General features: G+C 55.5%; 26 protein-coding genes. 13 read left to right on the forward strand and 13 right to left on the reverse strand.

All coding sequences use genetic code 11. The annotated features are described in order from the left end of the window. Window positions 1-30: 30 nt before the first annotated feature. On the reverse strand, window positions 31-477 hold the full coding sequence (locus AC2FIP_RS03890) for a type II toxin-antitoxin system RatA family toxin (RefSeq protein WP_142634123.1): 447 nt from the start codon (window positions 475-477) through the stop codon (window positions 31-33). A 72-nt stretch (window positions 478-549) separates the two neighbouring features. Here AC2FIP_RS03890 and hpt point away from each other — a divergent pair, with 72 nt between their 5' ends. Both hpt and AC2FIP_RS03900 read left to right on the forward strand, forming a co-directional pair. Beyond that, the gene (gene hpt / locus AC2FIP_RS03895; RefSeq protein WP_496695281.1) at window positions 550-1,089 is read left to right on the forward strand and encodes a hypoxanthine phosphoribosyltransferase; all 540 of its coding nucleotides are present in this window, start codon (window positions 550-552) and stop codon (window positions 1,087-1,089) included. Between the two features lie 179 nt (window positions 1,090-1,268). Beyond that, window positions 1,269-2,285, forward strand: a complete 1,017-nt coding sequence (locus tag AC2FIP_RS03900) for an alpha/beta hydrolase (protein WP_496785222.1) — start codon at window positions 1,269-1,271, stop codon at window positions 2,283-2,285. A 51-nt stretch (window positions 2,286-2,336) separates the two neighbouring features. Here AC2FIP_RS03900 and AC2FIP_RS03905 read toward each other — a convergent pair whose 3' ends face one another. Beyond that, window positions 2,337-3,482, reverse strand: a complete 1,146-nt coding sequence (locus AC2FIP_RS03905) for an amidohydrolase (protein ID WP_496785223.1) — start codon at window positions 3,480-3,482, stop codon at window positions 2,337-2,339. Then, complete coding sequence (gene lipA / locus AC2FIP_RS03910) at window positions 3,479-4,429, reverse strand: lipoyl synthase (protein WP_496785224.1); 951 nt, start codon at window positions 4,427-4,429, stop codon at window positions 3,479-3,481. The genes AC2FIP_RS03905 and lipA overlap by 4 nt, the downstream gene beginning before the upstream one ends. A 265-nt stretch (window positions 4,430-4,694) precedes the next feature. Between lipA and AC2FIP_RS03915 the strand changes: the two genes are divergently transcribed. Continuing rightward, entirely contained in the window at window positions 4,695-5,243 is a 549-nt protein-coding gene (locus AC2FIP_RS03915; RefSeq protein WP_496687851.1) for a peroxiredoxin, read from the forward strand. Window positions 5,244-5,289: 46 nt separating this feature from the next. Here AC2FIP_RS03915 and AC2FIP_RS03920 read toward each other — a convergent pair whose 3' ends face one another. Together AC2FIP_RS03920 and AC2FIP_RS03925 are read right to left on the reverse strand one after the other, a co-directional pair. Next, entirely contained in the window at window positions 5,290-6,210 is a 921-nt protein-coding gene (locus AC2FIP_RS03920; RefSeq protein ID WP_496700205.1) for a hydrogen peroxide-inducible genes activator, read from the reverse strand. Between the two features lie 52 nt (window positions 6,211-6,262). Beyond that, the gene (locus tag AC2FIP_RS03925) at window positions 6,263-7,369 is read right to left on the reverse strand and encodes a DUF6456 domain-containing protein (RefSeq protein WP_496785226.1); all 1,107 of its coding nucleotides are present in this window, start codon (window positions 7,367-7,369) and stop codon (window positions 6,263-6,265) included. A gap of 241 nt (window positions 7,370-7,610) precedes the next feature. On the opposite strand from AC2FIP_RS03925, the gene AC2FIP_RS03930 reads away from it, so the two are divergent. Beyond that, on the forward strand, window positions 7,611-7,919 hold the full coding sequence (locus AC2FIP_RS03930; RefSeq protein ID WP_496785227.1) for a DUF6477 family protein: 309 nt from the start codon (window positions 7,611-7,613) through the stop codon (window positions 7,917-7,919). Here AC2FIP_RS03930 and AC2FIP_RS03935 read toward each other — a convergent pair. Next, entirely contained in the window at window positions 7,912-9,456 is a 1,545-nt protein-coding gene (locus tag AC2FIP_RS03935; protein WP_496785229.1) for a trimethylamine methyltransferase family protein, read from the reverse strand. The genes AC2FIP_RS03930 and AC2FIP_RS03935 overlap by 8 nt on opposite strands. Window positions 9,457-9,733: 277 nt before the next feature. Between AC2FIP_RS03935 and guaA the strand changes: the two genes are divergently transcribed. The 8 genes from guaA (at window position 9,734) to AC2FIP_RS03975 (ending at window position 18,183) form a co-directional block, all read left to right on the forward strand. Further along, window positions 9,734-11,293 (forward strand): glutamine-hydrolyzing GMP synthase, encoded by a 1,560-nt coding sequence (guaA, locus tag AC2FIP_RS03940; RefSeq protein WP_496785231.1) that lies wholly within the window; start codon window positions 9,734-9,736, stop codon window positions 11,291-11,293. 96 nt (window positions 11,294-11,389) lie between these two features. Continuing rightward, the gene (locus AC2FIP_RS03945) at window positions 11,390-12,289 is read left to right on the forward strand and encodes a DMT family transporter (protein ID WP_496749033.1); all 900 of its coding nucleotides are present in this window, start codon (window positions 11,390-11,392) and stop codon (window positions 12,287-12,289) included. Between the two features lie 125 nt (window positions 12,290-12,414). Beyond that, entirely contained in the window at window positions 12,415-13,539 is a 1,125-nt protein-coding gene (locus AC2FIP_RS03950) for an OmpP1/FadL family transporter (protein WP_142634147.1), read from the forward strand. A gap of 233 nt (window positions 13,540-13,772) precedes the next feature. Beyond that, complete coding sequence (locus tag AC2FIP_RS03955; RefSeq protein WP_496700201.1) at window positions 13,773-14,645, forward strand: ATPase; 873 nt, start codon at window positions 13,773-13,775, stop codon at window positions 14,643-14,645. 39 nt (window positions 14,646-14,684) lie between these two features. Continuing rightward, entirely contained in the window at window positions 14,685-15,602 is a 918-nt protein-coding gene (metA, locus tag AC2FIP_RS03960) for a homoserine O-acetyltransferase MetA (protein ID WP_496785233.1), read from the forward strand. Beyond that, window positions 15,586-16,545, forward strand: a complete 960-nt coding sequence (locus tag AC2FIP_RS03965) for an alpha/beta fold hydrolase (protein WP_496785795.1) — start codon at window positions 15,586-15,588, stop codon at window positions 16,543-16,545. Before metA ends, AC2FIP_RS03965 begins: the two co-directional genes overlap by 17 nt. A 49-nt stretch (window positions 16,546-16,594) precedes the next feature. After that, complete coding sequence (gene ppk2 / locus AC2FIP_RS03970; protein ID WP_281994702.1) at window positions 16,595-17,464, forward strand: polyphosphate kinase 2; 870 nt, start codon at window positions 16,595-16,597, stop codon at window positions 17,462-17,464. Window positions 17,465-17,568: 104 nt separating this feature from the next. Further along, window positions 17,569-18,183, forward strand: a complete 615-nt coding sequence (locus tag AC2FIP_RS03975; RefSeq protein ID WP_142634158.1) for a TetR/AcrR family transcriptional regulator — start codon at window positions 17,569-17,571, stop codon at window positions 18,181-18,183. A 5-nt stretch (window positions 18,184-18,188) separates the two neighbouring features. On the opposite strand, the gene AC2FIP_RS03980 is transcribed toward AC2FIP_RS03975, so the two are convergent. The 3 genes from AC2FIP_RS03980 to AC2FIP_RS03990 all read right to left on the reverse strand — a co-directional run bounded on the left by AC2FIP_RS03980 (window position 18,189) and on the right by AC2FIP_RS03990 (window position 20,582). After that, on the reverse strand, window positions 18,189-19,247 hold the full coding sequence (locus AC2FIP_RS03980) for an adenylate/guanylate cyclase domain-containing protein (protein ID WP_496695256.1): 1,059 nt from the start codon (window positions 19,245-19,247) through the stop codon (window positions 18,189-18,191). Next, window positions 19,244-19,612, reverse strand: a complete 369-nt coding sequence (locus AC2FIP_RS03985; RefSeq protein WP_271946797.1) for a group I truncated hemoglobin — start codon at window positions 19,610-19,612, stop codon at window positions 19,244-19,246. Before AC2FIP_RS03985 ends, AC2FIP_RS03980 begins: the two co-directional genes overlap by 4 nt. A gap of 127 nt (window positions 19,613-19,739) precedes the next feature. Further along, a complete protein-coding gene (locus tag AC2FIP_RS03990; protein WP_496785235.1) occupies window positions 19,740-20,582 on the reverse strand; it encodes a glycosyltransferase family 25 protein in 843 nt (280 codons plus the stop codon). Window positions 20,583-20,718: 136 nt separating this feature from the next. On the opposite strand from AC2FIP_RS03990, the gene speB reads away from it, so the two are divergent. Further along, window positions 20,719-21,693 carry an agmatinase gene (gene speB / locus AC2FIP_RS03995; protein ID WP_496785237.1) on the forward strand — a complete coding sequence of 325 codons (975 nt, stop codon included), beginning with the start codon at window positions 20,719-20,721 and terminating at the stop codon, window positions 21,691-21,693. 21 nt (window positions 21,694-21,714) lie between these two features. Here the strand turns inward: speB and AC2FIP_RS04000 are convergent, their stop codons facing one another. The 4 genes from AC2FIP_RS04000 to AC2FIP_RS04015 all read right to left on the reverse strand — a co-directional run bounded on the left by AC2FIP_RS04000 (window position 21,715) and on the right by AC2FIP_RS04015 (window position 26,747). Then, window positions 21,715-22,935 carry an aminopeptidase P family protein gene (locus AC2FIP_RS04000; protein WP_496785239.1) on the reverse strand — a complete coding sequence of 407 codons (1,221 nt, stop codon included), beginning with the start codon at window positions 22,933-22,935 and terminating at the stop codon, window positions 21,715-21,717. A 161-nt stretch (window positions 22,936-23,096) separates the two neighbouring features. After that, a complete protein-coding gene (locus tag AC2FIP_RS04005) occupies window positions 23,097-24,308 on the reverse strand; it encodes an ABC transporter permease (RefSeq protein WP_496704745.1) in 1,212 nt (403 codons plus the stop codon). A 5-nt stretch (window positions 24,309-24,313) separates the two neighbouring features. Then, window positions 24,314-25,588, reverse strand: a complete 1,275-nt coding sequence (locus AC2FIP_RS04010) for an ABC transporter permease (protein WP_142634170.1) — start codon at window positions 25,586-25,588, stop codon at window positions 24,314-24,316. Window positions 25,589-25,658: 70 nt separating this feature from the next. Beyond that, window positions 25,659-26,747: an extracellular solute-binding protein gene (locus AC2FIP_RS04015; protein ID WP_142634172.1), complete on the reverse strand. Its 1,089-nt coding sequence runs from the start codon at window positions 26,745-26,747 to the stop codon at window positions 25,659-25,661. Between the last annotated feature and the right edge of the window lie 96 nt (window positions 26,748-26,843).

The following is a 26,843-nucleotide window of genomic DNA, read 5'->3' on the forward strand; positions in this document are numbered from 1 at the left end:
GTCTAGCAAGCGCCGCTTTCGGGTAAAGACTTAGCTGTACAATTCCTCTGCCCGGCCCTCGAACGCCCTCACGATCCTGTGCATCGCCTCATTGAAGACCACTCCGATGATACCCTGAAGAATGGCATTCTTGAATTCGAAATCAACATGGAACGAAACGTTGCACCCGCCTTCTGCCGCGTCCTCGAAATGCCAGTCCGACTTCATGTATTTGAAGGGCCCATCCAGATATTCCGTGTCGATCCGGCGTTGTTCGGCAAACAGGGTAACCCGGCTGCCAAAGCGTTCGCGGAACACTTTGAACGAAATGATCAGGTCAGCTTCCATCACCTGTGCCTCTCCTGCTGCATATGAGCGTCGAATACGTGCAGCCGCACACCAGGGCAAAAACTCGGGATACTTTGCTACATCGGCAACCAGATCGTACATCTGTTGCGCAGTGTAAGGCAGGTGTCGCGTTTCCGAATGTATAGGCATGGCGTCCGGTTTTTGCAGGTGACAATGGCGCGTCATGTCGTATGTTGCGCGCCAAAGATCAAGGGGGCAGTGATGAGCCAGCGCGGATATGTGATTGATGAGATGATCTCGGCAAAGGCCATTGCCGCCAGGATCGAAGAACTTTGCCGCGAAATCACTGCCGAATTCGACGGAACCGACAAGCTGGTTGTTGTCGGCCTGCTGCGTGGTAGCTTTGTCTTTATCGCCGATCTGGTGCGCGAATTGGACTTGCCCATTGAAGTGGATTTCCTTGAGGCGTCATCCTACGGGGATGCGATGGAAAGCAGCCGGGAAGTCCGCATTCTAAAAGACCTGCGCGGCGCTATTGAGGGTCGCGACGTTCTGGTGGTCGAGGATATCGTCGACACCGGGCACACGCTGAACCATGTTACTCATCTTCTGCAAAGCCGCGACCCCGGAAAACTTCGCTCGATCGCATTGCTGGACAAGCCCAGCCGGCGCGAAGTCGATTTCCGTTCGGACTGGATCGGGTTTGAAATTCCTGATGAGTTTGTCGTCGGCTATGGCATCGACTATGCACAGCGCAACCGCAACCTGCCTTTCATTGGCAAGGTCAGGTTCACCGAATAACCGCGGGTTGCCAGTCGCCGATTCCCAGAAATTCACAGATGCAGCGCAGGGCCCGTTCAAGGGCAACCAGTAAGTGGTGCCAGGTTTCTCTGTTTCTTTTGGTTGACTGAAAGCCGGAAAACTGCGCCTTTTCAAAAACTAATCCAATGTTCGGATGGTATCAGAAAAGAGGGCTCGAATTGAAAAACGCAATGCTCAGGACTGCCTCGCGCGCCATTTGTCGCCTGCCCGCGCCTGTCCTTCGCGTGCTGGGCGGCCCTCCGATCCAGAAAGATGGTCAGACCCTGGACCCCTTGATCAGCTACATCGTCAAGAATTTTTCGGACCCGCCCGGCGTTATCCCTCCGATCCAACAAAAGCGCTTGGATTACGACACCAAGGCCCATTGGCTGGCCTTTCCACTCAGCCCGGATGTGCCTTTCACCAAACATGTCTTTAGTGGCCCAAACGGGCCCATAAATTGTGAAACCCATCGGCCCAATGGACTGCCCGAGAAAGCGCCTGTATTCGTTTTCTACCACGGCGGCGGATATGCGATGGGATCGCTCACGACGCATCGTGAGGTCTGCAACCGGATTGCATTCGAGGTCAACTGCGTCGTACTGGCCGTCGACTATCGCCTTTCGCCCGAGCATCAGTTCCCTGTCGGAATCATTGACTGTCTGGCCGCCTATGACGGGGTCGTTTCAGAAGCCGCCGAATTGGGATTCGACCCCGACCGGATTTCGATCGGAGGCGACAGTGCCGGGGGCAATATTGCGGCTGTTGTCGCTCAGCAGCGCAAGACCGCCGACCATCCGCCCAGGTTCCAGATGCTTTGGGTGCCTTGGGTCGATATGAGCAAACAGACGCGCTCCTATGAGCTGTTCGACCTTGGGTTCCTCCTCGAAAAGCCCGAGATGGAATGGTATACAGAACATTACCTTCGCACCGAAGCAGACGCTCTGGATCCCCTGGCCTCGCCTTTGCTTGGGGACGTCGAAGGAGTCTGCCCCGCAGCGCTGATGGTCGCCGGTTTTGACCCCCTGCGCGACGAAGGTCTCGCCTATGGCGAAAAACTGAAAGAAGCGGGCGTCAGGACGGACGTCCGGCTGAAAAAGAACCTGACCCACCCCTTTATTCACTTTGCCAAACACATCCCCGCCGCACGGGCCGCACATGATGAAGTGGTACAGATCCTGCGCGAAAACATCTGACTGTCATGCAAACCAGTGAATCACCATCACCGGCAAAGGGTTGAATATGGTCTATGAGTTCAGCAGCGCGTCAATCACGGCGGTGAAAACACTGACCCCAACAGGTAGAGCCTGGTCAGGGAAGTCGTAATCGGGGTTGTGTAATTGGGGCTGATCAGCCCCTGATCCTAGCCAGAACATCGCCGTTTTTGCGAGCTTGCCGAAATGGCCGAAATCCTCGGACCAGCGCTGCGGGGTGTCACACATCTGCATCGGATGCCCGGATGAACGACCCGCTGCTTGCAAGATAGAAACTGCCTCCGAATGATTGGTACAGGCGTCGAATATGTCATCATATTCGATTTTGCAGGTTAACCCTTCGCTGGTGGCAACCTGTTCAACCAGCGCGCGGGCATCGACTAAAAGCTGCACCATGCGCGCGTCAGTAACTGTACGCAAAGTGGCCCATAACTCTCCCTGCCCCGGTGCGATGCCGAAACTGGCCTCACCCAGTCGCGCATGTGTCAGGGTGACCAAGGCAAACTCAGGCCCCAGATCATCACCTTCTGAAAGCGCCGTCAGAGCGGGCAGTAGGCGCGAGATCGCTCCGGCGGGCGAAACCCCATCCTGAGGCGCGGCAGCATGAGAGGTTTTGCCGAACAACCGGATACGCATCCCGCGCGAGGCGCAATTTGCCGCCCCAGAACACAGAGCGACCTGACCTATTGGCAACCCCGGCAGATTGTGCAGCGAAAATGCGTAGTCAGGCACGATTGAACTGAACTGCGGGTCTGCAATCACCTGCATAGCACCTTTGCCGGTTTCCTCCGCAGGCTGAAACAACAGCACCACCCGACCTTGGGCGGGACGGTTGACCGAAAGCCATTCGGCCAAGGCAATCACCATCGTCATATGCCCGTCATGTCCGCACAGATGGCCCTGGCCTTCGTGAATGGACCGATAAGGCTGGTTCGAGATTTCGGGGATCGGCAATCCGTCCAATTCGCACCGGATCAAAACCGTGCGCCCTTTGGACACACCGTCGAAAACGGCGGCTACCCCGTGGCCACCCAAACCGGTCAGCAACTGGTCGGGTTTACAAAACCGCAGTTGATTTTCAACCAATGCGGCGGTCTGTTCCTCGACCCCTGAAATTTCTGGGATCCGATGCAGTGCTTGGCGCAGTTTGACCAGCTCAGCCAGGCGCGCTGGCGTCATGCAAGCCCCAGCTTGTTGTTCCGGGCTTCGCGCAGCCGGGCGAAATCGTCTCCGGCGTGATAAGACGACCGGGTCAAAGGTGTGGCCGATACCATCAGGAACCCTTTGCCAAATGCCGCCTTTTCATAGGCTGCAAATTTTTCGGGCGTCACGAACCGATCGACTCCGTGGTGTTTGGGCGTGGGCTGCAGATACTGACCGATGGTCAGGAAATCAATTTCAGCGGCGCGCATATCATCCATGACCTGCCGGACCTGCTGACCATCCTCACCCAAACCGACCATGATCCCGGATTTGGTAAAGACCGACGGGTCCATCTCTTTCACGCGCTGCAATAGACGCAAAGAGTGGAAATACCGCGCGCCCGGGCGCACTTCGGGATAGAGGCCGGGTACGGTTTCAAGATTATGGTTAAAGACGTCTGGCTTTGCCTCAACGACAACTTCTAGAACGGACGGCTCGCATTTCAGAAAGTCAGGCGTCAGTATTTCAATCGTCGTACCCGGAGACCGGTGACGCACGGCGCGAATGGTCTGCGCAAAATGCTCTGCCCCGCCATCTGCAAGGTCATCGCGGTCGACAGAGGTGATGACCACATGGTTCAACCCCAGCTTTTCAACCGCATGAGCAACGCGACCCGGTTCAAACGCATCCAGCGAATCCGGGCGACCGGTGGCGATGTTGCAAAAGGTACAGCCGCGAGTACAAATCTCGCCCATGATCATCATGGTCGCGTGGCCCTGGCTCCAACATTCACCGACATTGGGGCATCCGGCTTCTTCACAGACCGTAACCAGATTGTTGTCACGCATGATCTTGCGCGTGTCGGCATAACCCTGACCACCGGGCGCTTTGACGCGTATCCAACTGGGCTTTTTCGGCTGCGAATTGTCGGGCCGATGAGCCTTTTCTGGGTGTCTTTGTTCGGGAATGTTCAGATCGCGCACGGCCTGTCTTTCTGACTTTGGGTCAATTCGGTTTACCCATAACATAAACTGACCTCTGCTATTACACCACCCATGCATAGCCGCTATGCATCAGGGTGAAAGACTTTGACGTCTCAGGGCCAAAATTCTAAATAATTTCCTATCATTAACTGCAACTTACGCGTTGTCAGGTAAATTCTGACGCACCTGGAACATCCGCCATTGAAGCGGATTTGGAATCCTTTTAAGTCCACGAAAACCGTACGTGATTCACAGGAGTTCGATCATGAAATCTGGCACCAAACTGCCCGAAGTGACCTTTCACACCCGCGTCCGAGACGCCTCTGTCGAAGGACCAAACCCCTTCCGCTGGGAAGACAAGACCACGGCGGACTATTTCGCAGGAAAGCGCGTGATTCTGTTCTCACTGCCTGGCGCATTCACCCCGACATGTTCGACCTATCAGTTGCCCGGTTTTGAAAACGGCCACGCAGATTTCAAAGCCGCAGGTGTGGACGAAATCTATTGCATGTCCGTGAATGACAGCTTTGTCATGAACAAATGGGCACAGGATCAAGGCTTGAAAAACGTCAAGGTCATCCCTGATGGCTCGGGCGAGTTCACACGTAAAATGGGCATGTTGGTCGACAAAGATAATCTAGGCTTTGGCATGCGGTCCTGGCGCTATGCGGCCATCATCAATGACGGCATCGTAGAAGCCTGGTTTGAAGAGCCTGGACTGATGGATAACTGCCCCGAGGATCCCTATGGCGTTTCGTCACCGGAAAACCTGATGAAACATCTGAACGAAGTCAAAGAGCCGGAACTGGCCTGAGTTCGTCCTCAACAGAAAAGCCCGCTTCAGGCGGGCTTTTTTGTGACTAGCGCGTTTGCGTGACAATGCTCTCGCCGACGGTCCGAATGGTATCCGCCAGGCTTTCGAACCAATCTTCTTGCGAGGTAGAAGATCGACGAACTAGCCCCACTGTCCTTGCGGGCTGCGGCGAGGCAAATCGCATCAGCTCAAGACCCGGTACCGCGTCGGATTCGGAACGGGCGGCAAGCTCTGGCATGAGCGTCAATCCAAACCCTTCGGCAACCAAACGGGATAATGTCGCCAAAGACGAGGCACCCATGTTAATCAGACCGCTGCTGCGGTCCTGACCACAAACCTCCAGGGCCTGATCCGTCAGGCAGTGCCCATCATCCAGTAGCATAAGCTGTGCATTTTGAAGGTCCAAAGGGCGCAAACGCTCTGTATCGCTGGAAAAATTGCGCAACCGTGCCGAACTTCCAGCCAATAAGAACCGATCCTCGAACAAGGGAAGTTCGAACAATTCGCTTCCCCCGGAGGGCAGCGCGACCACACCTGCGTCGATCTCACCAGCGCGCAGCATCGTCAACAGGCGCTCTGTCCGCGCTTCGCGTATCTGCACTCTCAAAGAAACATCGGCCGCCCTTAACCCCGCCAGAACACCTGGCAGAACATAGGGCGCAATCGTCGGGATTATTCCGATCGACAAAGACCGATGCCCGCTTGAGTGATCTTTGGCAAACTGGTCGAGCCTGTCCGAGGCACCAAGTATCTGACGCGCATATTCAAGCACATCCCGCCCCAAAGGGGTAAGCAATATGTCACGGGCCTTACGCTCGAACAGGGCACCACCGAGGGTCTCTTCTAACGCCTTGATCTGAACCGATAATGCCGGTTGCGAAACGTTACACATCTGCGCCGCCCGCCCAAAGTTGCGCTGCTGCGCAACGGCGTTAAAGTATAGGAGCTGTCGAAGGGTAAAATTCATAACCCCTAGCTATCACTCCACCCTGAAACCGCAACCAAAACCGATCAAAGTGTTATCCGATCATACGGCTGCGCTCTTCCTGATCCTGGTAGTGACGTTTCAGGCGCTGTAATGCGATACGCAAAACGATTTTGCCGGACCGCGCTGACCACCCCATTCGCTTTTCCGCCAATTCCAACCCCTCCAGATAGCAACAGCAGCGCAAAGCCACGTCGCTCAGCCCCGGTCCAAGATCAGACAATGCACGCTCTACGCGGTCGCGCGCTTCTGAAGAACCCCGGTTGCCAGTGTCGTCGCTTCCAAAATTTCCGCGCCCACCGGCAGTCAAGAAATGGTCCCAGTTCTGTGCAACCTGAGGTCCGATCTGAGCCAGTTCAAAATCCTCGCGCAGGCGCTCTCCTGCCCCGACAAGTGCTTCATCTAAAAACGGCTTTCCATCCCGGTCCCGGCGTCTGGCCAGCGCGATAAGCGGGCTTTCCGCGGCGCTATAGCGCATTCTTCTGGAACGTTCTGGATGGGCGCGATTTGTCGTCGCGTGAGAGGGCGCCCCATGAAACGAAGCAGGCGCGTCTGCCATTCCATGTTCGTTGCGAGACCTTGCCTGGTTCTCGAAGTCGGCCATTAACTGGCTCAGTGCCGTGCGGCCCGCGCTGGTAATCCGGTAGCGCGATATCCGGCCTGGGTTGTCGCAGGAAATCCAGTCCTTCAACGCCAATGCCTGTGCGATCCTGCAATCAACCACTGCAGTCCTGGTCGCAGCGGCGTCGCCGGTATCGCGCACCACCACTGCTTTGTTCATTTCTTCAGCGACAGCCAGGACCGAACCGGTCTCACACAGTCTTCGCAGTACCCTTAGGGCCTCGTGGTTGAATTCCTCTTCTTTTTCGACGTGTGAATCATGACTGAACGCTGAAAACGCGCGATCAGAAGCATCATTGACCGAAAAATGTTCTTCGGCCAACGACTGCAAAGCTGCATCCACCAATGGATCGTCACGGCGCATCTCAATTCGGCGGATTTGTCTAAGAATGGTCGAAGCATGGCACCCCGCAGATCGCGCAATATCGCGGATCGACTGGCCGGTTTCTGTGTGGGCCAGGTATCGTTGTGCCCCCTCAGGTACCCAAGCCGGAATGGTGAAAGCCATGTTGTTTTCCATAGTTCTGTGCCCTCATCGACGAAACAATCTGTTCTCTATCGCCCCCGGTGACTTTGTTAACCAATTCTAACTAGAGTCGCTTTCGTTACTCGTTCGTTAACTGCCGGAGGTGATGACCAGATTTCATTCAAATTCATAAACACTCATGAAGCGAGAGTTCGGGGAGAACCCGATTAAGGCAACACCCGCTTAGGTTGTGAAACAAATGGGCCAACGTTAATCCAACATGTGGAGCCCAAATATGCAGGACCTGATGACCATGATTTCCGCCCTCCGCCGCCCCCGCCTATTGGCACGGGCAGCCAAGCACGGGGCGCAGGACTATGATCGGGAACGCCACCTGCAACGCATACTTGGGTACGGATCGCTACCTGGGTCGGGTGCGGCGCTGATGCGTTTGATGGATATTGAACGAGAGGTTAACGCGCAGAGACTGGCAGAAGATGCAGGCTATTCGCTGGTCCGTCATTTGGACCTTCTGATCGCGCTATTGGGTGAGGCGCAGCTGTACAAAGCCAGCCGCGCCTCACAGTTTTCAGTTATCAGCTGAAAGCGTCCGGCATAGAGGCCTTTTTCTTTTCAACATATTCGGCCAAAGCGCTGTGAATTCCCGGGTCGAGTTCCGGTTGCTTGTAGTTGGCAATCAAATGCTCGACCCGAGACGAGGCCAACTGTCGCGTATCGCGCGCACCCTCGTCTTCCCAGGTTTCGTAAGGTTTGTAGTCCAGCAGGTCGGACTTCCAGAACGCCTCTTTGAAGTTTGCCTGCGTATGAGCACAACCCAGATAGTGGCCGCCCGGGCCGACCTCGCGGATTGCGTCCATGGCCTGGGCGTTTTCATCATAGGCGACACCTTTGGCCAGACCGTGCAGAACGCCAAGCTGATCTGCGTCCATGACGAACTTTTCAAAGTCCGCAACCAGGCCACCTTCTAGCCAGCCGCAGGAATGCAGCATGAAGTTCACACCCGCCATCAGCCCCATGTTCAGCGAGTTCGCAGTCTCATAAGCGGCCTGCGCATCGGGCAGTTTCGAGCCACAGAACGACCCGGCTGAGCGGAACGGCAGACCCAGACGCCGCGCCAGCTGTCCCGCGCCATAGGTAACCATTGACGCCTCGGGTGTGCCAAAGGTTGGCGCGCCTGAGTTCATGTCGATCGACGAAACGAAAGCACCAAAGATAACAGGCGCTCCTGGGCGGATGATCTGACTGTAGGCGACACCGGCCAAAACTTCGGCCAGAACCTGTGTCAATGTCCCCGCTATCGAAACCGGCGCCATCGCACCACCGACGATGAACGGCGAGATGATGCAGGCCTGATTATTCCTGGCGTAGACTTCCAGCGACCCCATCATCACATCGTCGAAGGTCATCGGCGAGTTGATGTTGGTCAGCGAAGTCATGACCGTGTTTTCCTGAACAAACTCTTTGCCGAACAGGATCTCACACATTTCCACCGAATCCTGAGCGCGGCTGGGATCGGTGACCGAGCCCATGAATGGCTTGTCCGATAAGGTCATATGCGCCATCAGCATGTCCAGGTGACGCTTGTTCACCGGAACGTCTGTGGGTTCGCACACAGTACCGCCCGAGTGGTGCAGCCACTTTGACATGTAAGCCAGTTTCACGAACTTGTTGAAATCGTCCATGGTCGCATAGCGACGGCCACCTTGCGCATCACGCACGAACGGAGGGCCATAGACCGGCGCCAGAACCAGATTGCGACCGCCGATGACCACGGACTTTTCAGGGTTTCTTGCATGCTGCGTGAACTCGCTTGGCGCAGTTTTGATCAACTCGCGCGCAAGGCCGCGTGGGATGCGCACCCGTTCGCCATCCACATCGGCGCCCGCGTCTTTCCAACGTTCCAGTGCCGCAGGGTTGTCGACAAAATTGACGCCGACTTCGGCCAGAAGCGTTTCCGCATTTGTTTCGATGATCTGCAACGCTTCTTCGTTGAGAACCTCGAAATTCGGAATATTGCGTTCGATGTACTTTGCGGTCTCGATACGAACCGCTGTACGTTCGGCCCGGCGGGCAGCGCCACCGCCACCTCTCGCCCTGCGCCGGGTGTTTGCCTCTGTCATGAGAAAATCCCGTATCAGTTGTTGAATTTACATGTGTGTTACAGGAACCCGCCGCAATGGCAGTCGTGGATAACGGCGCTATAGGGGAAAAAGCGACAAAATGTCGGGGACAACCGCCACAAAATGACCCAGCACATGTTTTTGAAGTCGCGCGGCTCTTCGTCATTCGCTTCGGGACCGTCCACCAGACAAGCGGGCCCTAACCGCGACCAACTGGCGTGTCTATACCACTTGAAATCCCTTGCGCTTATCATCTTCGCAACCTAGTAGCAGACCCATGACCCAAGACACCCATGACCGCCTTCTGATCATCGACTTCGGCAGCCAGGTAACGCAACTGATTGCGCGCCGCCTGCGTGAGCTGAATGTTTATTGTGAAATCCATCCTTATCAGAATGTTACGACGGACTTTGTTCGGAAAATGGCCCCAAAGGCCGTTATTTTCTCGGGCGGTCCCGATAGCGTGACACGAGAAGGGTCTCCGCGGGTCCCGCAGGAAATCTTTGACATTGGCGTTCCTATCCTTGGTATCTGCTATGGGCAGCAAGTGATGATGCACCAGTTGGGCGGCAAGGTCGAAAGCGGCCATGGCACCGCAGAGTTCGGCCGCGCCTTTGTGACCCCCAAAGGCCAACTGGATATTCTCGATGGTTGGTTCACCGACGGCGATGAACAGGTCTGGATGAGTCACGGCGACCATGTCAGTGAAATCGCGCCGGGGTTTCAGGTTTATGGCACCTCGCCCAACGCACCGTTTGCGATCACCGCAGACACGTCCCGCCAGTTTTATGCAGTACAGTTCCATCCCGAGGTGCACCACACACCAAAGGGCGCCAAGCTTTATGAGAATTTTGTAAAGCTCGCCGGATTCAGCGGCGATTGGACCATGGGTGCCTATCGCGAGCAGATGATCGCGACGATCCGCGAACAAGTGGGCGACAAACAAGTGATTTGCGGTCTGTCCGGAGGTGTCGATAGTTCGGTCGCGGCGATCCTGATCCACGAGGCGATTGGCGACCAGCTGACCTGTGTGTTCGTTGATCACGGCCTGTTGCGCAAGAACGAGGCAGACGAAGTCGTCGGCATGTTCCGCGACAACTATAATATTCGGCTGATCCACGCGGATGAAAGCGATCTGTTCCTAGGTGAGCTTGAGGGGCAAAGCGACCCGGAAACCAAGCGCAAGATAATTGGCAAGCTGTTCATCGACGTGTTCCAGAAACATGCCGACACGATCGACGGGGCGGAATTCCTGGCCCAAGGTACCCTCTACCCTGATGTGATCGAATCCGTTTCGTTCTCGGGCGGGCCTTCGGTCACGATCAAAAGTCACCACAATGTTGGTGGTCTGCCAGAGAAAATGGGTCTGAAACTGGTCGAACCGCTGCGCGAACTGTTCAAGGACGAAGTCCGCGCATTGGGACGCGAGCTGGGCCTGCCCCAAAGCTTTATCGGCCGCCACCCCTTCCCCGGCCCTGGTCTGGCAATCCGTTGCCCCGGTGAAATCACCCGCGAAAAACTAGATATCCTGCGCGAAGCCGATGCGATCTTTATCGACCAGATTCGCAAACATGGGCTTTATGATGATATCTGGCAGGCCTTCGTGGCGATCCTGCCGGTTCGAACCGTCGGTGTCATGGGCGATGGCCGCACGTACGACTATGCCTGCGCCCTGCGGGCAGTTACCTCAGTCGACGGAATGACCGCCGACTATTACCCGTTCAGTCATGAATTCCTGGGCGAAACCGCCACCCGGATCATCAATGAGGTCAAAGGCATCAACCGATGCACCTATGACATCACGTCGAAGCCTCCGGGCACAATCGAGTGGGAATGAAAACAAGCCGGGCCAGCGCCCGGCTTTTTTGTTTCTGCGACACAAATATTTAGTTACCAATCAACATCGTAGAACTCCTAGTGCGCGGGCAACTCAATGGAAAGCAGCAAACCCCAAATCGGCAAAGCCGCGCTGTGGATGATCGGGGCAATCGCATCTTTTACGTCTATGGCCGTGGCCGGACGTGAGCTGAGCGTCACCCATGACACCTTTGAAATCATGTTTTATCGCAGCCTGGTCGGCATGTGCGTGGTCAGCCTTGTCCTGACGGTTACGGGAAAGTGGCATCAGGTATCGACCGAACGGATTGGCCTTCACGGGGTAAGAAATACCCTGCATTTCACCGGTCAGAATCTCTGGTTCTACGCTGTTTCCGTGGCACCACTGGCACAGGTCTTTGCACTTGAGTTTACGCAACCGATCTGGGTGATCCTGCTGTCCCCGATGCTGCTGGCCGAGCGGTTGACAGTCGTGCGGGTCCTTTCAGCACTTATCGGTTTTGCTGGTATCCTTATAGTCGCACGACCGGGGGCTGTTCCGTTAAGCGCAGGAATTGTCGCCGCCGCGATGTCGGCGGTGTTCTTCGCTTTGACTACAATTTCCACCAAAAAACTCACGCGTTCTGCAAGCATCGGGTGCATCATGTTCTGGCTGACCGTTATACAGGCCGGTCTTGGGTTGGGAGCCTCTGCGATCGACGGAGAACTTGCGTTACCAACGATGGCAACCGCGCCTTGGCTTTTGCTTGTAGGGCTTGCAGGCCTATTAGCGCATTTCTGCATTACGAATGCACTCTCAATCGCACCGGCTACGGTTGTGATCCCATTCGATTTTGCGCGCCTTCCTACAATCGCGATTGTCGGTATGCTTTTCTATCATGAGGCTCTCGATCAGTGGACGCTCGTGGGGGCTGCTGTCATTTTTGTGGGTATCTTCCTCAACGTTCAGTCGGAAAACCGTAACAGTTTAGCAACAGATTCTCGCAACACTCACTAAGGGTAACGTTCAGTCACCCGTTGACCAGCTATTGTTGAGAGAGTGAAATCCACCTGTAAGAATAACTCGGTTGTGCGCAGACACCACAAATTCGCGCAACTTAGCGATATAATTGGGAGGAATGGATGAAGAAGACGCTTCTACAGGCGTGTGCTTTGTGCGTGGGCGCAACAAGCATTCAAGCCGGTGGTCTGGACCGTAGTGGACAGGGAATCAATATCATTTTCGAAGAGGGATCCGTGGTCCAACTTCGTCTTGGATATGCGTCACCTGACGTAAGCGGTGAACAAAATGGCGTAGAATCAGGTGATGTGTCGAATGCTTTCTTCTCACCGGGCCTGGCTTACAAACGTTCATTTACTGACAAACTGGACTTTGCGCTGATCTATGACGAACCATTCGGTGCGGATATTGGGTATTCCGCCGACTATCCCCTGTCGCAGAATCCAACTGCAGCGTTTGGAGGACGCAGCGGGATTCTGAGGGCCAGCGCTGATGTCGACTCCCTCACCGCATTGTTGCGCTACAAGCTTGACGGTGGCTTCAGCGCCATTGGCGGTATTCGCGCGCAACGTGCTAGCGCAAAAGTCGTTGTACCGGCAGCAGCCGGATACGAATTTGATGCGGATGCCGATACTGACTTTGGTTATCTCGTCGGGGTTGCCTGGGAAAAACCTGAAATCGCAGCTCGGGTTTCGCTGGTCTACAACTCCAAGATCACTCACGATCTGTCGTCGACCGAGTCGTTCAACGTAGTGCCGCCCGTCCCCGCCGGGTTACAAACAATCGATGACACGACCAGGGTCGAGACACCGCAATCCATCAACCTGGATTTCCAGACCGGGGTTGCCCCAAAAACGCTGGTGTTCGGATCGATCCGCTGGGTTGACTGGCCTCAGACAGTAGTGGCACCTGCCGCCTATGTCGGGATCGTTGGGGACAACCTCGTCGACTTTGACGACGACACATTCACCTATACTCTTGGAATGGGATATCAGTTCTCAGAGGCTTTTTCTGGCGCGATATCCACATCTTACGAAAAGTCGAATGGTACCGAAGTATCAAACTTGGGGCCGACTGACGGTTTCTGGAGCATTGGCGTAGGCGGTACTTACACCGTGGAAAATGCTCAGATCTCGGGCGGTGTCCGTTATACGGACATTGGCGATGCGACAACCACCACGGGTGGTGAATTCAGCGGCAACTCTGCCTGGAGCGTCGGCCTTCAGTTGACCTACTCTCTGAACTGATCAGCGGCAAAACTGTTCACAAGGCTCCGCCCTCCGGCGGAGCCTTTTTTGCATAGATCCGCATGATCACGAATTGAGATGATGCGGTCCTGCGTGGCAAGGAACAGATATCTACTCCCATTCTGGCATAACGAAACCTGTGCCCAAGACTGTTGGTTCTAAACAACCGCTGCACGCGCGATTGACGCCGCCCCCCGCCCGTTTTAGCAAGGTCGGAAAAGGGATAGTGGACAATGATCTACAACTCGGCAAAAGACTGGCGGGAAGCCGCGCGCAAAAAGGTGCTGTTTTTTGGCATGTCAGGCCTGGGAAAGACCTATGTGTCCAACGTTCTGCGCGATTCCGGGGACTGGTTCCACTATTCGGTCGATTACCGGATCGGCACGCGATACATGGGCGAGTATATCATCGACAACGCCAAAGCCGAGGCCATGAAGGTCCCTTTCCTGCGTGACCTGCTGTTGTCTGATTCCATTTACATCGGATCAAATATCTCGTTCGAGAACTTGACCCCTGTCGCCGCCTATCTGGGAAAACCGGGCAACCCGGCACAGGGCGGCATGGAGCTGACAGAGTATAAACGCCGTCAGGAACAATTCCGTTTGGCAGAAATTCACGCTCTGCTGGATACCGAGTATTTCGTGGATCGGGCGCAGAGATTGTACCAATACCCGCATTTCATTTGCGATACCGGCGGTTCGATCTGCGAATGGGTTGATCCCGACGATCCGCGCGATCAGGTCTTGTCCGAACTGTCGCGCCAAACGCTGATGATTTGGATCAAAGGTGATGACGACCACACGTCCGAGCTGATCAGGCGCTTTGACCGTGCGCCCAAGCCCATGTCTTATCAGCCCGAATTCCTGACACGTGTCTGGGACGAATATCTGACCCAACAGGGCTGTTCCGCCGAACAGGTCGATCCCAACGCCTTCATTCGTTGGACCTATGCCAAAGCTCTTGCGCACCGGCAACCGAGATACAGGGCGATGGCCGACAACTGGGGTCTGACGATCGCTGCCAGCGACATGCACAGTATTCGCGACGACGGTGATTTCGATGAGTTGATCGAACGTGCACTTGAGACCCGGCCAAAGCGCGATTAACTACGGCACTTACACACTCAAACCAAAGGCTTGCATCCGATGCCGATCAAGATTCCCTCTGACCTGCCCGCATATGACGTTCTCACCAATGAGGGCGTCATGGTCATGTCCGAGGATCAGGCAATGCGTCAGGATATTCGCCCCCTTCGGATTGGGTTGCTGAATCTGATGCCCAAGAAGATTCAGACCGAAAACCAGTTCGCGCGACTCATCGGTGCAACCCCTCTGCAGATCGACCTGTCGCTGATCCGTATGACCGAACATCGGACCAAGAACACCGCAGCCGAGCATATGGCCGAGTTCTACCGCCCGTTTCAGGAGGTAAGGGACCAAAAATTTGACGGCCTGATCATCACCGGCGCCCCGATCGAACATCTTGAATTCGAGGATGTCACCTATTGGGAAGAGATCAGCGAAGTATTTGACTGGACCCAGACAAATGTCCATTCGACCTTTGGCGTGTGCTGGGGCGGAATGGCGATGATCAACCATTTCCATGGGGTGCGTAAGCATATTTTGGACGCCAAGGCTTTCGGATGTTTCCGGCACCGCAATCTGGCCCCCTCTTCACCGTTTCTGCGCGGGTTTTCCGATGATTGCGTCATCCCGGTCAGCCGGTGGACCGAGATGAAGCAGGCCGAAATCGACAACGCAACGGGCCTGACCACCTTGCTGGGTAGTGATGAGGTAGGCCCCTGCTTAGTCGAAGATAAGGACCATCGCGCGATTTATATCTTCAACCACTTTGAATATGACAGTGATACGCTCAAGCAGGAATATGATCGCGATATCGACAACGGCACACCGATAAACGTGCCGATGAACTACTATCCAGACGACGACCCCTCGCGCCAGCCTCAGAACAGATGGCGCAGCCATGCGCACCTGCTCTATGGCAACTGGATTAACGAAATCTATCAGACAACACCGTTCGATATGGATCAAATTGGTTCTTAAAACCATCATAGCTCTTGCCCTGCTGATTGCTGGCCTGGCCACCGTAACAACTTGGCGCGTGTCACGGAACGAAGCTGTAGCCGAGGCCAGTTTCCCACCCGAGGGTCAGCTGATCGACGTCGATGGAGTCAGCGTTCATGCCGTAGTCATGGGGCACGGGCCCGATGTCGTGCTGATCCACGGGTCCAGTGGCAACACTCGGGACATGACTTTTGCCCTCGCCCCAATTCTGGCAGAAGATTTCCGTGTCATTGTTTTTGACCGGCCCGGACTGGGGTATTCCGACAGCTTCAATCCGGACGGCGAAACCCTTGAAGAACAAGCCGAAATCCTACGCCGTGCAGCTGTCAAGCTGGGCGCGGACAAACCCATTGTTGCAGGGCAAAGCTATGGCGGGTCGGTGTCGCTGGCCTGGGCGGTTACACAGCCCGAACACATCTCGGCGCTGGTGTTGATTGCCCCCGCCGCGATCCCTTGGGAAACGCCGCTGGATGGTTTCAACCGAATGGCCGCGACCAAGCCCGGAAACGCGCTTGTGCTGCCGTTGATCAACGCCTTTGTCCCCGATTGGTATGTCGAGCAGGCCCTAGACGGTGTCTTTTCCCCCCAAACTGCACCCGAAGGCTATGCCGAACATTTCGGCCCCGGGCTGACCATGCGCCCGGCTTCGATGCATGCCAACGCAATGCAACGCGCCAATCTGTTGGACGAAGTTCGTGCGCTGCAGCCGCGCTATAAGGATATTTCGGTCCCGACCGAGGTTGTGCATGGCACCGCCGACACAACGGTCGGGTTGGAATGGCATGCGGAACCCCTGATCGACCAAATCCCCGGCGCTGAACTGATCGAATTGCCGGGAATTGGCCATATGCCACAGATCGTTGCCGCACCCGAAGTAGCGGCCGCAATCATCCGGGCTGCTCAGCGTGCGGGTTTGCGTTAATTCCGAGGCTAATCCATAGTAAGATATAGATTTTATCGCGAGGTGACTCATGACACGAACTGGCAAAGGCACCATCGAGGAATATTACAAAAAACGTGCACCAGAAGAAGTCCGGAACGAGATCAAAGAGGCCGATAAGGATGACATTCTGAACCCTACATACCCCTATGACGAACGCATGAAGCGTAAGGCGTATGAGAAACAAATGCAGTCCCTGCAAATCGAGCTTGTGAAAATGCAGCTTTGGGTGAAGGAAACCGGCCAGCGTGTCGCTGTTATCTTCGAAGGCCGCGATGCCGCTGGAAAAGGCGGGACGATCAAGCGGTTCCGTGAGAACCTGAACCCGCGTGGGGCTCGGAACGTTGCGCTCAGCAAGCCATCGGATCAAGAGCGCAGCCAATGGTATTTTCAGCGCTATATCCCACATCTGCCCGCAGCCGGAGAAATCGTGTTCTTTGACCGCAGCTGGTATAACCGCGGCGTGGTGGAAAATGTGTTTGGGTTCTGCAACACAGAACAGCGTGAACGCTTCTTCCGCCAGGTTCTGCCGTTAGAGACCGGCCTGTGTGACGATGGTATCCGCTTGTTCAAGTTCTGGTTGAACGTCGGACGGGCCGAGCAGTTGAACCGGTTTCTTGCGCGCGAAACGGACCCATTGAAACACTGGAAGCTAAGCCCAATCGATATCGCTGGTTTGGACAAATGGGATGAATACTCTGCTTCGATTTCCGAAACCCTTACACGCAGTCACAGCGAAGCCTGCCCCTGGACCATAGTTCGTTCCGACGACAAGAAACGGGCAAGGCTGGCAGCAATCCGAACCGTGCTTCATGCGCTGGACTATGATGAAAAGGACAAAAATGCGATTGGCGATATCGACACCAAGATATGTGGCGGGCCAGATATCTGGGATGCCTGATCTTTCTTGCCGGCCAATATCATCACAAAGATTGGACGAATACGTGCTACCGGTTTATGTCTTAGTTCCTCAAGAATTGAACAAAAAAGGCGTCTGAATCAGGGATGACAAAACGCGGGTATCACCACGGCAACCTGAAACAGGCTCTGATCGACGCAGCTCTGTCCCTGATCGAGGAAAAGGGTCCGACCGGGTTCACCCTGTCAGAGGCTGCAAAAGCGGCAGGCGTCACGCCTGCAGCTGTTTATCGCCACTATCACGGGCGCGAGGACCTGATCGCCGAGGCGGCGCGCCAGGGGTTCGAGATGTTCGCCGATCTAATTCAATTCGCTTATGACAAAGGCCAGCCTTCGGCGCTGGCTGCATTCGAAGCAACCGGGCGCGCCTATCTGGCCTTTGCGCGCAAGAATCCTGGCCACTATATCGCCATGTTCGAAAGTGGGATTTCCGTCAACCGCACCCCAGAACTTGCCCTGGCTGCAAACCGGGCCAGAGATGTTCTGGAAAAAGCTGCAGCCGATCTGTCGCAACATATTCCGCCGGAAAAACGTCCGCCGGCTTCAATGTTCAGCGCACATATCTGGGCGCTGAGTCACGGTGTAGTCGAATTGTTTGCCCGTAACACCGGCGCCACCGCACCCTTCCCGCCCGAAGATCTTTTGGAAACGGGGATTGGTATTTATCTGCGGGGATTAGGGCTGGTGCCTCCGGACGAATAAGGCCGTCAGAACACCGGTTTCCGTTGCGGAATGCTGAGACCGGATGTGACATTAATCAGATCCATCTCACCCATACCCTTGATGTCCACACGCCCGATATCAGAGACCTGAAACTCGTCAATCAGGGCGTATTTCATTTCTTCAGGCGCAACAATATTCATTGGGTTTGCAAAGACTTGTAGCCGGGAAGCGATGTTCACGGCGGGTCCGAAAACATCATAGACATATTTCTGAATACCAACCACTGATCCCACCGCCGGCCCCATACCCAGCCCCACACGTGCCTGCCACTTGTGCGGATGGCTTTCATTTCTCCGCTCAAGATAGCGAAGGAACCTGACTGCACAATGGGCAGCAGCAGTCGCATGATCTGGCGTAGCATCCGGCATACCTGACACCGCAAGATAAGCATCGCCAATGGTCTTGATCCGCTCACATCCGAACTGTTCAACGATCCGGTCAAAGGCCGTAAAGATGTCATTCAACTCGCTTAGGGTAACCGTCGGGTCCGTCTTGGCGGCAAAATCCGTGAACCCCACAAAGTCCAGCATCACAACTGACACCTGATCGTAAAGCTGCGGCGTGACCACACCGAATGTCTTGAATTCTTCATAAACAGCGCGCGGCATCAGGTTCAGCAACAGCCTTTCAACCCGCTCCTTCTCACGCTCCAACTCGCGCGTGTTGCGTTCGACCATAGTCGAGTAGCTGTCAATCATGCTTTCAAGTTCGCGGATTTTGGTGATGTTCTGAAACTCGATGACCAGAACCTGTTCCGAAAGACCGTTTGCCAGAGAAACTGCCGTTGCGAAAACCAATGTCCTGCGTTTCGGCTTGATCTGCAATTCGACCGAGTATCTGAGCCCCGATTGCTTTACGTCTTCAAGTTCACGCGCATCAAGGTCAGGAAAAATATCCAACAATGTCTGTCCATCAGCCGGAGGGCCAAACCATTCCTGAAAAGGGCCGTTGCAGAATACGAATGTAAGATCCGAAGCCCGAACCACTGCGACACCAACACCGATCGCGCGCAGCAGTTGTTCATTGATCGCAAGAATGCTCATGCCGCATCGCGCGTAACAATAATTGCACGTTTGGATTCGATCGCTCCCAAGGCAATCTTTACGTGCCGATCTTCCATTCCATGTAACGCCAGCGCTTCACCAAACAGATCTGCCATTTCGTCGAAATCTGCGTGCGAGATGTTCAGATTTCTGTGAACCGCTTCAATTCGATCATCACTAAAAGATGTCGGGCCACCGATCAGAGACGATACGAACTTGGTCTGGTGATCAATCAGCCTTGGCATGTCGATATCTTCGAAATGGTCACCGATCTGATCAGACTCCAGTGCCATTTCGTAAAAGGTCATAACGATCCGGCTGATCGTTTTGAAACCGCCATAATGCTCATAGATTGTCTGACCCACACCAACCCCAAACCGGAAAAACACCAACAACACTGGAAGATTATATCAATTTGACAGTTTTGTTAACGCTTATCGAGAATTACTATTTTTGCTTGGTTGGAAAGCCGTGATCAGCCCATGATCTAAACTAAACCCTCAGGTCTTCGGCACAGGGGATAAATCCGACATACCCCCCGCTTTCAAGCAATCGGGCTTCGCCTCTCTGGCGCCAATACAACTTGCGTTTCGCGGCCTGCAATTCGCGACGAATGCGAAACCACAGGGGTCCCTTATCCAGACCGCTATTGGTCTTTCTGTTTTGTGAACGTTCACTGACTTTCACGGAATCTTCAGCCTGAGCTTGCTGTTTCGACCAGATCATTTGAACACCGACAGCTGGAAAACACTGATACATTTGCCAATCCGGGCGGGGGATAGATACGAAATCATCCAGGTGATCCGAGTATTTCTCGGACCACTTCAACAATTTACGGCAGGCCGCCTGCGACAGGATATATGCGGCCGCGCTGGGTGCCATTTCCAGCATCGGGCGAACCGGTACGCCGGATATCTGCTGTTCCGGGCCAAACCTCAGCGACCGGGGGGAATAGTCCAGCTTTAGGAAGTCGAACCCTGACCCTGCTTCGAGCAATCTGGCAATCACACCGCCAGCTTGGGTCGACATTTCGACATCGTCTTCAAAGATCGCAACAGCCTTCAGGTCTTGCTGAACGGCACGCTTCCAAACGGCGCGATGGCTTTCGAAACAAGCGACTTCACTTTGTTTCAGACCCCAGCGGCTGCCAGAACCGGCAACATAGCCGTGACCATCCAGTGCGCCTTCTTGTTGCGCGTCGGTCGCACTGAAACGCGCGGCCCCAATCAGCCCGGTATGGGCGAACTGCGCCTCCATAAAGTCGCGCCGCTCGGGTACCCGATCCAGATTGATATAGTAGACACCCGTTCCCGGTGGCAGTTCATGATGGCCCACGGCTCTTCCTTTTTAATGTCTGCACCAGATACACATCGCACAATCGGACAATCAAGCCCACAGATCACCCCCACCTATCGCCGCCTGAAATTCCTGTCTAAGCTGCCAATGAATAGCAAGAAACGGGGGACTCGCCATGTCATCACATGGGTATAGCGGCGGGCGACTTAATCTGCCTTTCGTCGGCATTTCAACCTTCGGCAAGTCACCTTATGTCGAAGATTGGGAGAACATCGATGCAGATGTCGCAATCATGGGGGCGCCTTTCGACTTTGGCACCCAATGGAGGTCCGGCGCGCGCTTTGGGCCCCGTGCTGTACGCGAGGCCTCAACCCTGTTCAGCTTTGGCCATGCCGGAGCTTATGACCATGAGTATGACGCCACTTATCTGGATGGATCAGTGCGGATGGTCGATATTGGGGATGCCGACATTATCCACACCAAGACAGATGAGAGCCACGCCAATATTCAATACGGCGTCGAACGCATTCTGTCTGCAGGCGCCCTGCCCGTCACCATCGGCGGCGATCATTCGGTGAATATCCCCTGCATCAACGCCTTTGCCACAGAGTGCGCGCAGAACGGTCCGATCCATGTGGTCCAGATCGACGCGCATCTGGATTTCGTTGACGAGCGTCATGGCGTCACTGCTGGCCACGGAAATCCGATGCGGCGGGCGATTGAAAAGCCTTATGTCGCCGGCATGACCCAGTTGGGGATCCGAAACGTGTCATCTACCGCCAAGGAAGGGTATGAGGATGCCCGCGCTCGCGGCTCGGACATCTTGTCCGTACGACAGGTGCGCAAGTTGGGCACCGAGGGTGTATTGGAGCGCATCCCCGAGGGCGCGCGGTATTACGTTACGATTGATATCGACGCGTTTTGCCCCTCAATCGCACCTGGCACGGGTACGCCCAGCCATGGCGGTTTTTTGTATTACGATGTGCTGGAAATTCTTCAGGGGCTGGCGAAACGGGGTGACGTGGTCGGGATCGACCTTGTTGAAGTCGCCCCAAGTTACGACCCAACCGAAAGCACGCAGATTCTGGCGGCGCAGGTGCTGCTGAACTTCATCGGGTTTATCTTTCACGAACGGGGCAAGAAGGGCTGAACGCCCTTCCCGCCCATGTGATCAGGCGCTGATCGTGTTGTGTTCAGGCCCATAGGGGAAACCGGTGATGTTCTCGGCACCGGCCTCTTCGACCACTAGAATGTCATGCTCACGATAGCCACCGGCACCGGGCTGTCCTTCGGGAATCCACAGCATCGGCTCGATGGACACGACCATGCCGGGTTCCAAAACCGTGTCGATATCCTCGCGCAGTTCAAGACCCGCTTCACGACCGTAGTAATGGCTGAGTATGCCGAAGGAATGGCCATAGCCAAAGGACCGGTATTGCAGCAGGCCTTCGTCGGCGAAGAAACGGTTGATCTCAGCCGTGATCCCCGAGCAGGTCGCGCCCGGTTTGATCAGGCTCAGCCCCAACTCATGCGCGGCGACGTTTGCCTTCCAGATGCGCAGGCTGTCAGCGTCAGGTTCGCCCAGAAACAAGGTGCGTTCCAGCGCAGTGTAATAGCCCGAGATCATCGGGAATGTGTTCAGCGACAGGATATCGCCCTTTTCCAGCGCCCGCTTGGTGACCGGGTTATGTGCGCCATCGGTGTTCAGGCCGGATTGAAACCAGACCCAGGTGTCGCGGTACTCGGCCTCTGGATAGGCACGAGCAATCTCGGCCTCCATCGCGTCACGGCCTGCCATGGCGATATCGATCTCGGTCGCGCCTTCGCGGATCGCCGCGTGAATGGCTGCGCCGCCCACATCTGCAGTGTGTGCGCCGCCTTTGATCAACTCGATCTCTTCGGCGGATTTCACCATGCGTGCGGCCATCGTGTCAGGTGCGATATCAACCAGTTCAGGCTGGCCCAGCATATCCAGTGCGGTGTCGCGCATTGCCAGTGTCATATGATCGCCTTCGATCCCGACCCGACCGGCTGATCCAATCAGATCAGCCACCGCGCGCCAGTAATTGTTCCGCTTCCAGTCGGTATAGATCACGTTGTCTTCAACCGAGCGACGCCAAGGCTGGCCGGCGTCGATATTGGCCGACACGGTGGTGCATTTGTCCTGAGTGACAACGCAACCGTAGGGACGCCCGAACGAGCAATACAAGAAGCCCGAGTAATAGGCGATGTTTTGCATGGAAGTCAGCAGAACTGCTGGAATATCGCGGGCGGCCATCGTGGCGCGCAAGCTGGCCAGACGGCGTGCATATTCCGCCTTACTAAAGGGCAAAGGCGCCTTGTCACCGTTGTGGCAGGTAAAAAATTCGGGGCGATTGTTTAGATCATTCATCTTGGTCTCTCCTCGATGCCGGACAGGCAAAGCCCGGCCACAAGTCCCGGCGTTCAGGACAAGCGGCCTCGGGAACCGAGAGCCATGCACCCGCCTAGATGTCACGACGCCATCGTGACCGGGGTGCATGGTGAAATCGCTAAATCACCTTGTGAGTCGCGTCAAGCGGGACTGAGCCCCCGCAGGCGTTCAGACCGCCGCCGCAGCAGTTCTACCGTGGTCAACAGCGCAATCGAGATCACCACAAGGATGGTCGCTACTGCCAGAATGGTCGGGCTGATCTGTTCGCGCAGGCCGGTGAACATCTGCCATGGCAGTGTCTTCTGGCTGGCAGAGCCAACGAACAACACCACAACCACCTCATCGAACGAGGTGATAAAGGCGAAGAGGCCGCCCGAGATCACGCCCGGCAGGATCAGGGGCATCTGGATCTTGAAGAACGTCCGCACCGGGCCCGCGCCCATATTCGCCGCCGCCCGTGTCAGAGAGCGATCAAAGCCCACCAGCGTCGCAGTCACGGTGATGATGACGAAGGGGATGCCCAGAACGGCGTGGGCAAGGACAACTTTCACATAGCCCACGAAGTTCTTGTTCATGCCCAGCGTGCCTTCCATGAAGCGACCGATATCGCTGTAGAAGAAGAACATGCCGGTGGCCGAGATGATCAACGGCACGATCATCGGCGAGATCAGGACGCCCATGATGACGCGGCGGCCGGGTACGTGGCTCTGGCTGAGGCCGATGGCCGCCAACGTGCCCAGCGAGACCGAGATGATCGTCGCAATCGGCGCGATGATCAGCGAGTTCTTGAAGCTGCGCTGCCATTCATTGTTGGTGAAGAAATCGCGGTAGTGCTTTAGCGAATACCCTTCGGGGTCCAGACTCAACATCTCAGGGGTGAAGGTAAAGAAATCCTGCGCGTTGAACGACAGCGGCAGAACCACAAGGATCGGGGTGATCAGGAACACGAAGATCGCACCGCAGATAACCCGAAACAGATAGTGATAGAACACCTGTTTTGGCGTCAGATAGCTGAGCAGTTTGCGGCGATACCGGCCTTCATAGAGCCAATAGATAAAGAAGATAAAAAACCAACCGCCCAACAGGCCCAGAATGCCACCCATCGGACCTGACAACAGGAAACCTATGACGCCGAAACCCAGGATATTGATCCAGCGCGCCAGTTTTTCGTTCTTCAGAACGTTGATGTAGACCCAGGCCAGCGCGGCGATCAGAGCTGCGCCACCTAGTATGCCCAAAAGGATCGAGCCGTTGCCCGCGCCGACAAAGACGCCGGCGAAGGCACCTGCTAAGGCGACGCTGGGCAGAACCATTGAGAGCGGTTTGCGGGATATCGGTGTAAGTGCAGCCATGTCGATTATCCCAACTTCACGTTATCAATGCCCACGATCTTGTCGTAGACCCAGTAGAGCAGCATGACGACACCCAGCAGGATCGTACCCAAGGCCGCAGCCAGTCCCCAGTTCAGCGAGGACGATATGTGATAGGCAATCCGGTTCGAGATGAAGACACCCTTTGTGCCGCCAACGATTTCAGGCGTGATGTAGTATCCGATCGACAGAATGAACACGAGGATAGAGCCCGCGCCGATACCCGGAATGGATTGTGGGAAGTAGATGCGCCAGAAGGTCGTCCAGTTGGTCGCGCCCATGGATTTCGCCGCCCGCGTGTAAGTCACCGGGATCGTCTGCATCACTGAATACATCGGCAGGATCATGAACGGCAGCAGGATATGCGTCATCGCAATGATCGTGCCGATCTGGTTATTGATGATCACCAGTCGTGCATCATCGGCCACAAGTCCAAGCCAGACCAATGTTTCATTAATCACGCCCTGCTGTTGCAACATCACTTTCCACGCCGAGGTCCGCACCAGAAGTGAGGTCCAGAAAGGCAAGAGGACAAGGATCATCAGCAGGTTCGACACCCGCATCGGTAGGGTCGCCAGCAGGTAGCTAACCGGATAGGCCAGCAGGATACAGGACACTGTAATCACCAGCGACATGAACAATGTGCGGCCAAACAGCTTGATCAGAATCTGCTTGTCTTCAGGCTGCGACTGCGCGCCTTCGGGCGTGCGGCGCATATCGACCGCGTTCAGGAAATAACCATTGGTAACCGTTGGCGAATGGGTCTTGATCACGGCCCACGTCTTAGGATCGCCCCAGCCCTCGTGAATCTCGATAATCTGGTCCTTGAAGGGTCCATCGGTTTCAGGGTCAAGCTTGCCCATTTTCCGGCCAGAGCGGCGGAACAAAGAAGACATGCCAGTCTCCTCGTAGTTCAGACGCGAGCCAAGGCGGGTGTGGGTTTTGCTATCAACGGCAACGACCATGTCGCGAACGAATGCGTCGTATACTGCTTCGTCCGGAAGCTCACCGCTTTGGGCGTCCCAGCTTTGCAGGGCTTCCACCGTAAGCGGGAGGGTCTCTGAAACCATGCTGTTTTCAACCGAGCGGAACAGCATTGAAGCAATCGGCACGATAAAGGAAAACATGACAAATAGCAGAAGCGGAGCGACGAGCATCAATGCTCGTAACTTCTGCCGCCGCAGTGAACGTGCCAGCGATTGCTTAAGCGGCGTTCCGTCCGCTGCCAGCATCGGCCCCGCATTTTGGCTTGCGTCAGTCATCTGTGCCCCTTGACTCTGCTTGGGTCTGGGGGCGGCGCACCGCCCCCGACTGTTTCATGAAATCAAACGATTATTTCGCAAGCCAAGCCTGGAATTTCGCTTCGATGTCATCGCGGTAATCCGCCCAGAACTCGTAGTTATACAGGAACGTGTTCTTGGCGTTTTCCGGATCGGTCGGCATGTGCGGCGCCATGTCGATGCCAAGCTCGGCATGCTGACCAACCAGCGGAGCCGACGAGGCACGGGCCGGACCGTACGAGATGTACTTGGCCTGATCCGCCAGACGCTGCGTGTCCGTTGCGAACATGATGTAGTCCAGCGCACGCTGCTGACGCTCTTCGCTCAGACCGGCGGGGATGATCCAGCCGTCCAGGTCAAAGATCTGCGCGTCCCAAAGCATGGCAACGGGCTGCTTCTGCTCTTCGATCACGCTGAACAGACGGCCGTTATAGGTCGAGCCCATGATGATCTCGCCATCGGCCAGAAGCTGCGGCGTGTCGGCACCCGCGGACCACCAGACGACGTTGTCCTTGATGGTTCCCAGTTTCGCCAACGCCTGATCCTGACCTTCTGGAGTCGCCAGAACGTCATAAACGTCATCTTTGGCGACGCCATCACAGATCAGCGCCCATTCCATGTTGTTGATGGCACGCTTTTCCAGTGAACGCTTGCCCGGATAGGCCTCCAGATCAAATACGGCGCAGACATCAGTCGGAGGTGTGTCACCTACCAGGTCCGTACGATAGCCGAATGTAGTCGAATAGACGATCTGCGGGATAAAGCATTCGCTGACCAGCAGGTCACCGAAATCATCGGCAGCCGAGGTGCCGTCGGGCGCCGGGGCCAGCATTGTGTCTGGGTCGATCTCCATCGCCAGACCTTCGTCACACAGACGAATTGCGTCCGCAGCAACAACATCCACTACGTCCCAGGTGATGTTGCCCGCTTCGTTCATCGCGCGCAGCTTGGCAACCGCTTCGGCCGAGCTGTCATCGTTAAGGATAGTGATGCCGCTCTTTTCCGAATAGGGCTCGTGATAAGCCTTCAACTGCGACTTGGAATAGGCGCCGCCCCAAGACACGATAGTCATTTCTTCGGCCATGGCGCCGCCGGCCACAGCAACAATGGCGCTTGCCATCAAAGTGGTCTTAACTTTCATTGTTAACTCCCTGTTATACCCGTAAATTTCTGAACAGACCGGATCACGGGGCAACCCGGCCGTCATTTATCCCCCAGCGATTCACCGCGGGATGTT

The sequence above is a fragment of the Ruegeria sp. CDSB114 genome (assembly GCF_059611025.1).

Coding starts and splice junctions, on each gene's coding strand:
- metA (WP_496785233.1), top strand. CDS start 14,685: ATGCCGATCAAGATTCCCTCTGACCTGCCCGCATATGACGTTCTCACC.
- AC2FIP_RS03905 (WP_496785223.1), bottom strand. CDS start 3,482: ATGACGCCAGCGCGCCTGGCTGAGCTGGTCAAACTGCGCCAAGCACTG.
- AC2FIP_RS03950 (WP_142634147.1), top strand. CDS start 12,415: ATGAAGAAGACGCTTCTACAGGCGTGTGCTTTGTGCGTGGGCGCAACA.
- AC2FIP_RS03975 (WP_142634158.1), top strand. CDS start 17,569: ATGACAAAACGCGGGTATCACCACGGCAACCTGAAACAGGCTCTGATC.
- AC2FIP_RS03935 (WP_496785229.1), bottom strand. CDS start 9,456: ATGACAGAGGCAAACACCCGGCGCAGGGCGAGAGGTGGCGGTGGCGCT.
- AC2FIP_RS03980 (WP_496695256.1), bottom strand. CDS start 19,247: ATGAGCATTCTTGCGATCAATGAACAACTGCTGCGCGCGATCGGTGTT.
- AC2FIP_RS03955 (WP_496700201.1), top strand. CDS start 13,773: ATGATCTACAACTCGGCAAAAGACTGGCGGGAAGCCGCGCGCAAAAAG.
- AC2FIP_RS04015 (WP_142634172.1), bottom strand. CDS start 26,747: ATGAAAGTTAAGACCACTTTGATGGCAAGCGCCATTGTTGCTGTGGCC.
- AC2FIP_RS03930 (WP_496785227.1), top strand. CDS start 7,611: ATGCAGGACCTGATGACCATGATTTCCGCCCTCCGCCGCCCCCGCCTA.
- speB (WP_496785237.1), top strand. CDS start 20,719: ATGTCATCACATGGGTATAGCGGCGGGCGACTTAATCTGCCTTTCGTC.
- AC2FIP_RS03945 (WP_496749033.1), top strand. CDS start 11,390: ATGGAAAGCAGCAAACCCCAAATCGGCAAAGCCGCGCTGTGGATGATC.
- ppk2 (WP_281994702.1), top strand. CDS start 16,595: ATGACACGAACTGGCAAAGGCACCATCGAGGAATATTACAAAAAACGT.
- AC2FIP_RS04010 (WP_142634170.1), bottom strand. CDS start 25,588: ATGACTGACGCAAGCCAAAATGCGGGGCCGATGCTGGCAGCGGACGGA.
- guaA (WP_496785231.1), top strand. CDS start 9,734: ATGACCCAAGACACCCATGACCGCCTTCTGATCATCGACTTCGGCAGC.
- AC2FIP_RS03915 (WP_496687851.1), top strand. CDS start 4,695: ATGAAATCTGGCACCAAACTGCCCGAAGTGACCTTTCACACCCGCGTC.
- AC2FIP_RS04000 (WP_496785239.1), bottom strand. CDS start 22,935: ATGAATGATCTAAACAATCGCCCCGAATTTTTTACCTGCCACAACGGT.
- AC2FIP_RS04005 (WP_496704745.1), bottom strand. CDS start 24,308: ATGGCTGCACTTACACCGATATCCCGCAAACCGCTCTCAATGGTTCTG.
- AC2FIP_RS03925 (WP_496785226.1), bottom strand. CDS start 7,369: ATGGAAAACAACATGGCTTTCACCATTCCGGCTTGGGTACCTGAGGGG.
- hpt (WP_496695281.1), top strand. CDS start 550: ATGAGCCAGCGCGGATATGTGATTGATGAGATGATCTCGGCAAAGGCC.
- AC2FIP_RS03920 (WP_496700205.1), bottom strand. CDS start 6,210: ATGAATTTTACCCTTCGACAGCTCCTATACTTTAACGCCGTTGCGCAG.
- AC2FIP_RS03890 (WP_142634123.1), bottom strand. CDS start 477: ATGCCTATACATTCGGAAACGCGACACCTGCCTTACACTGCGCAACAG.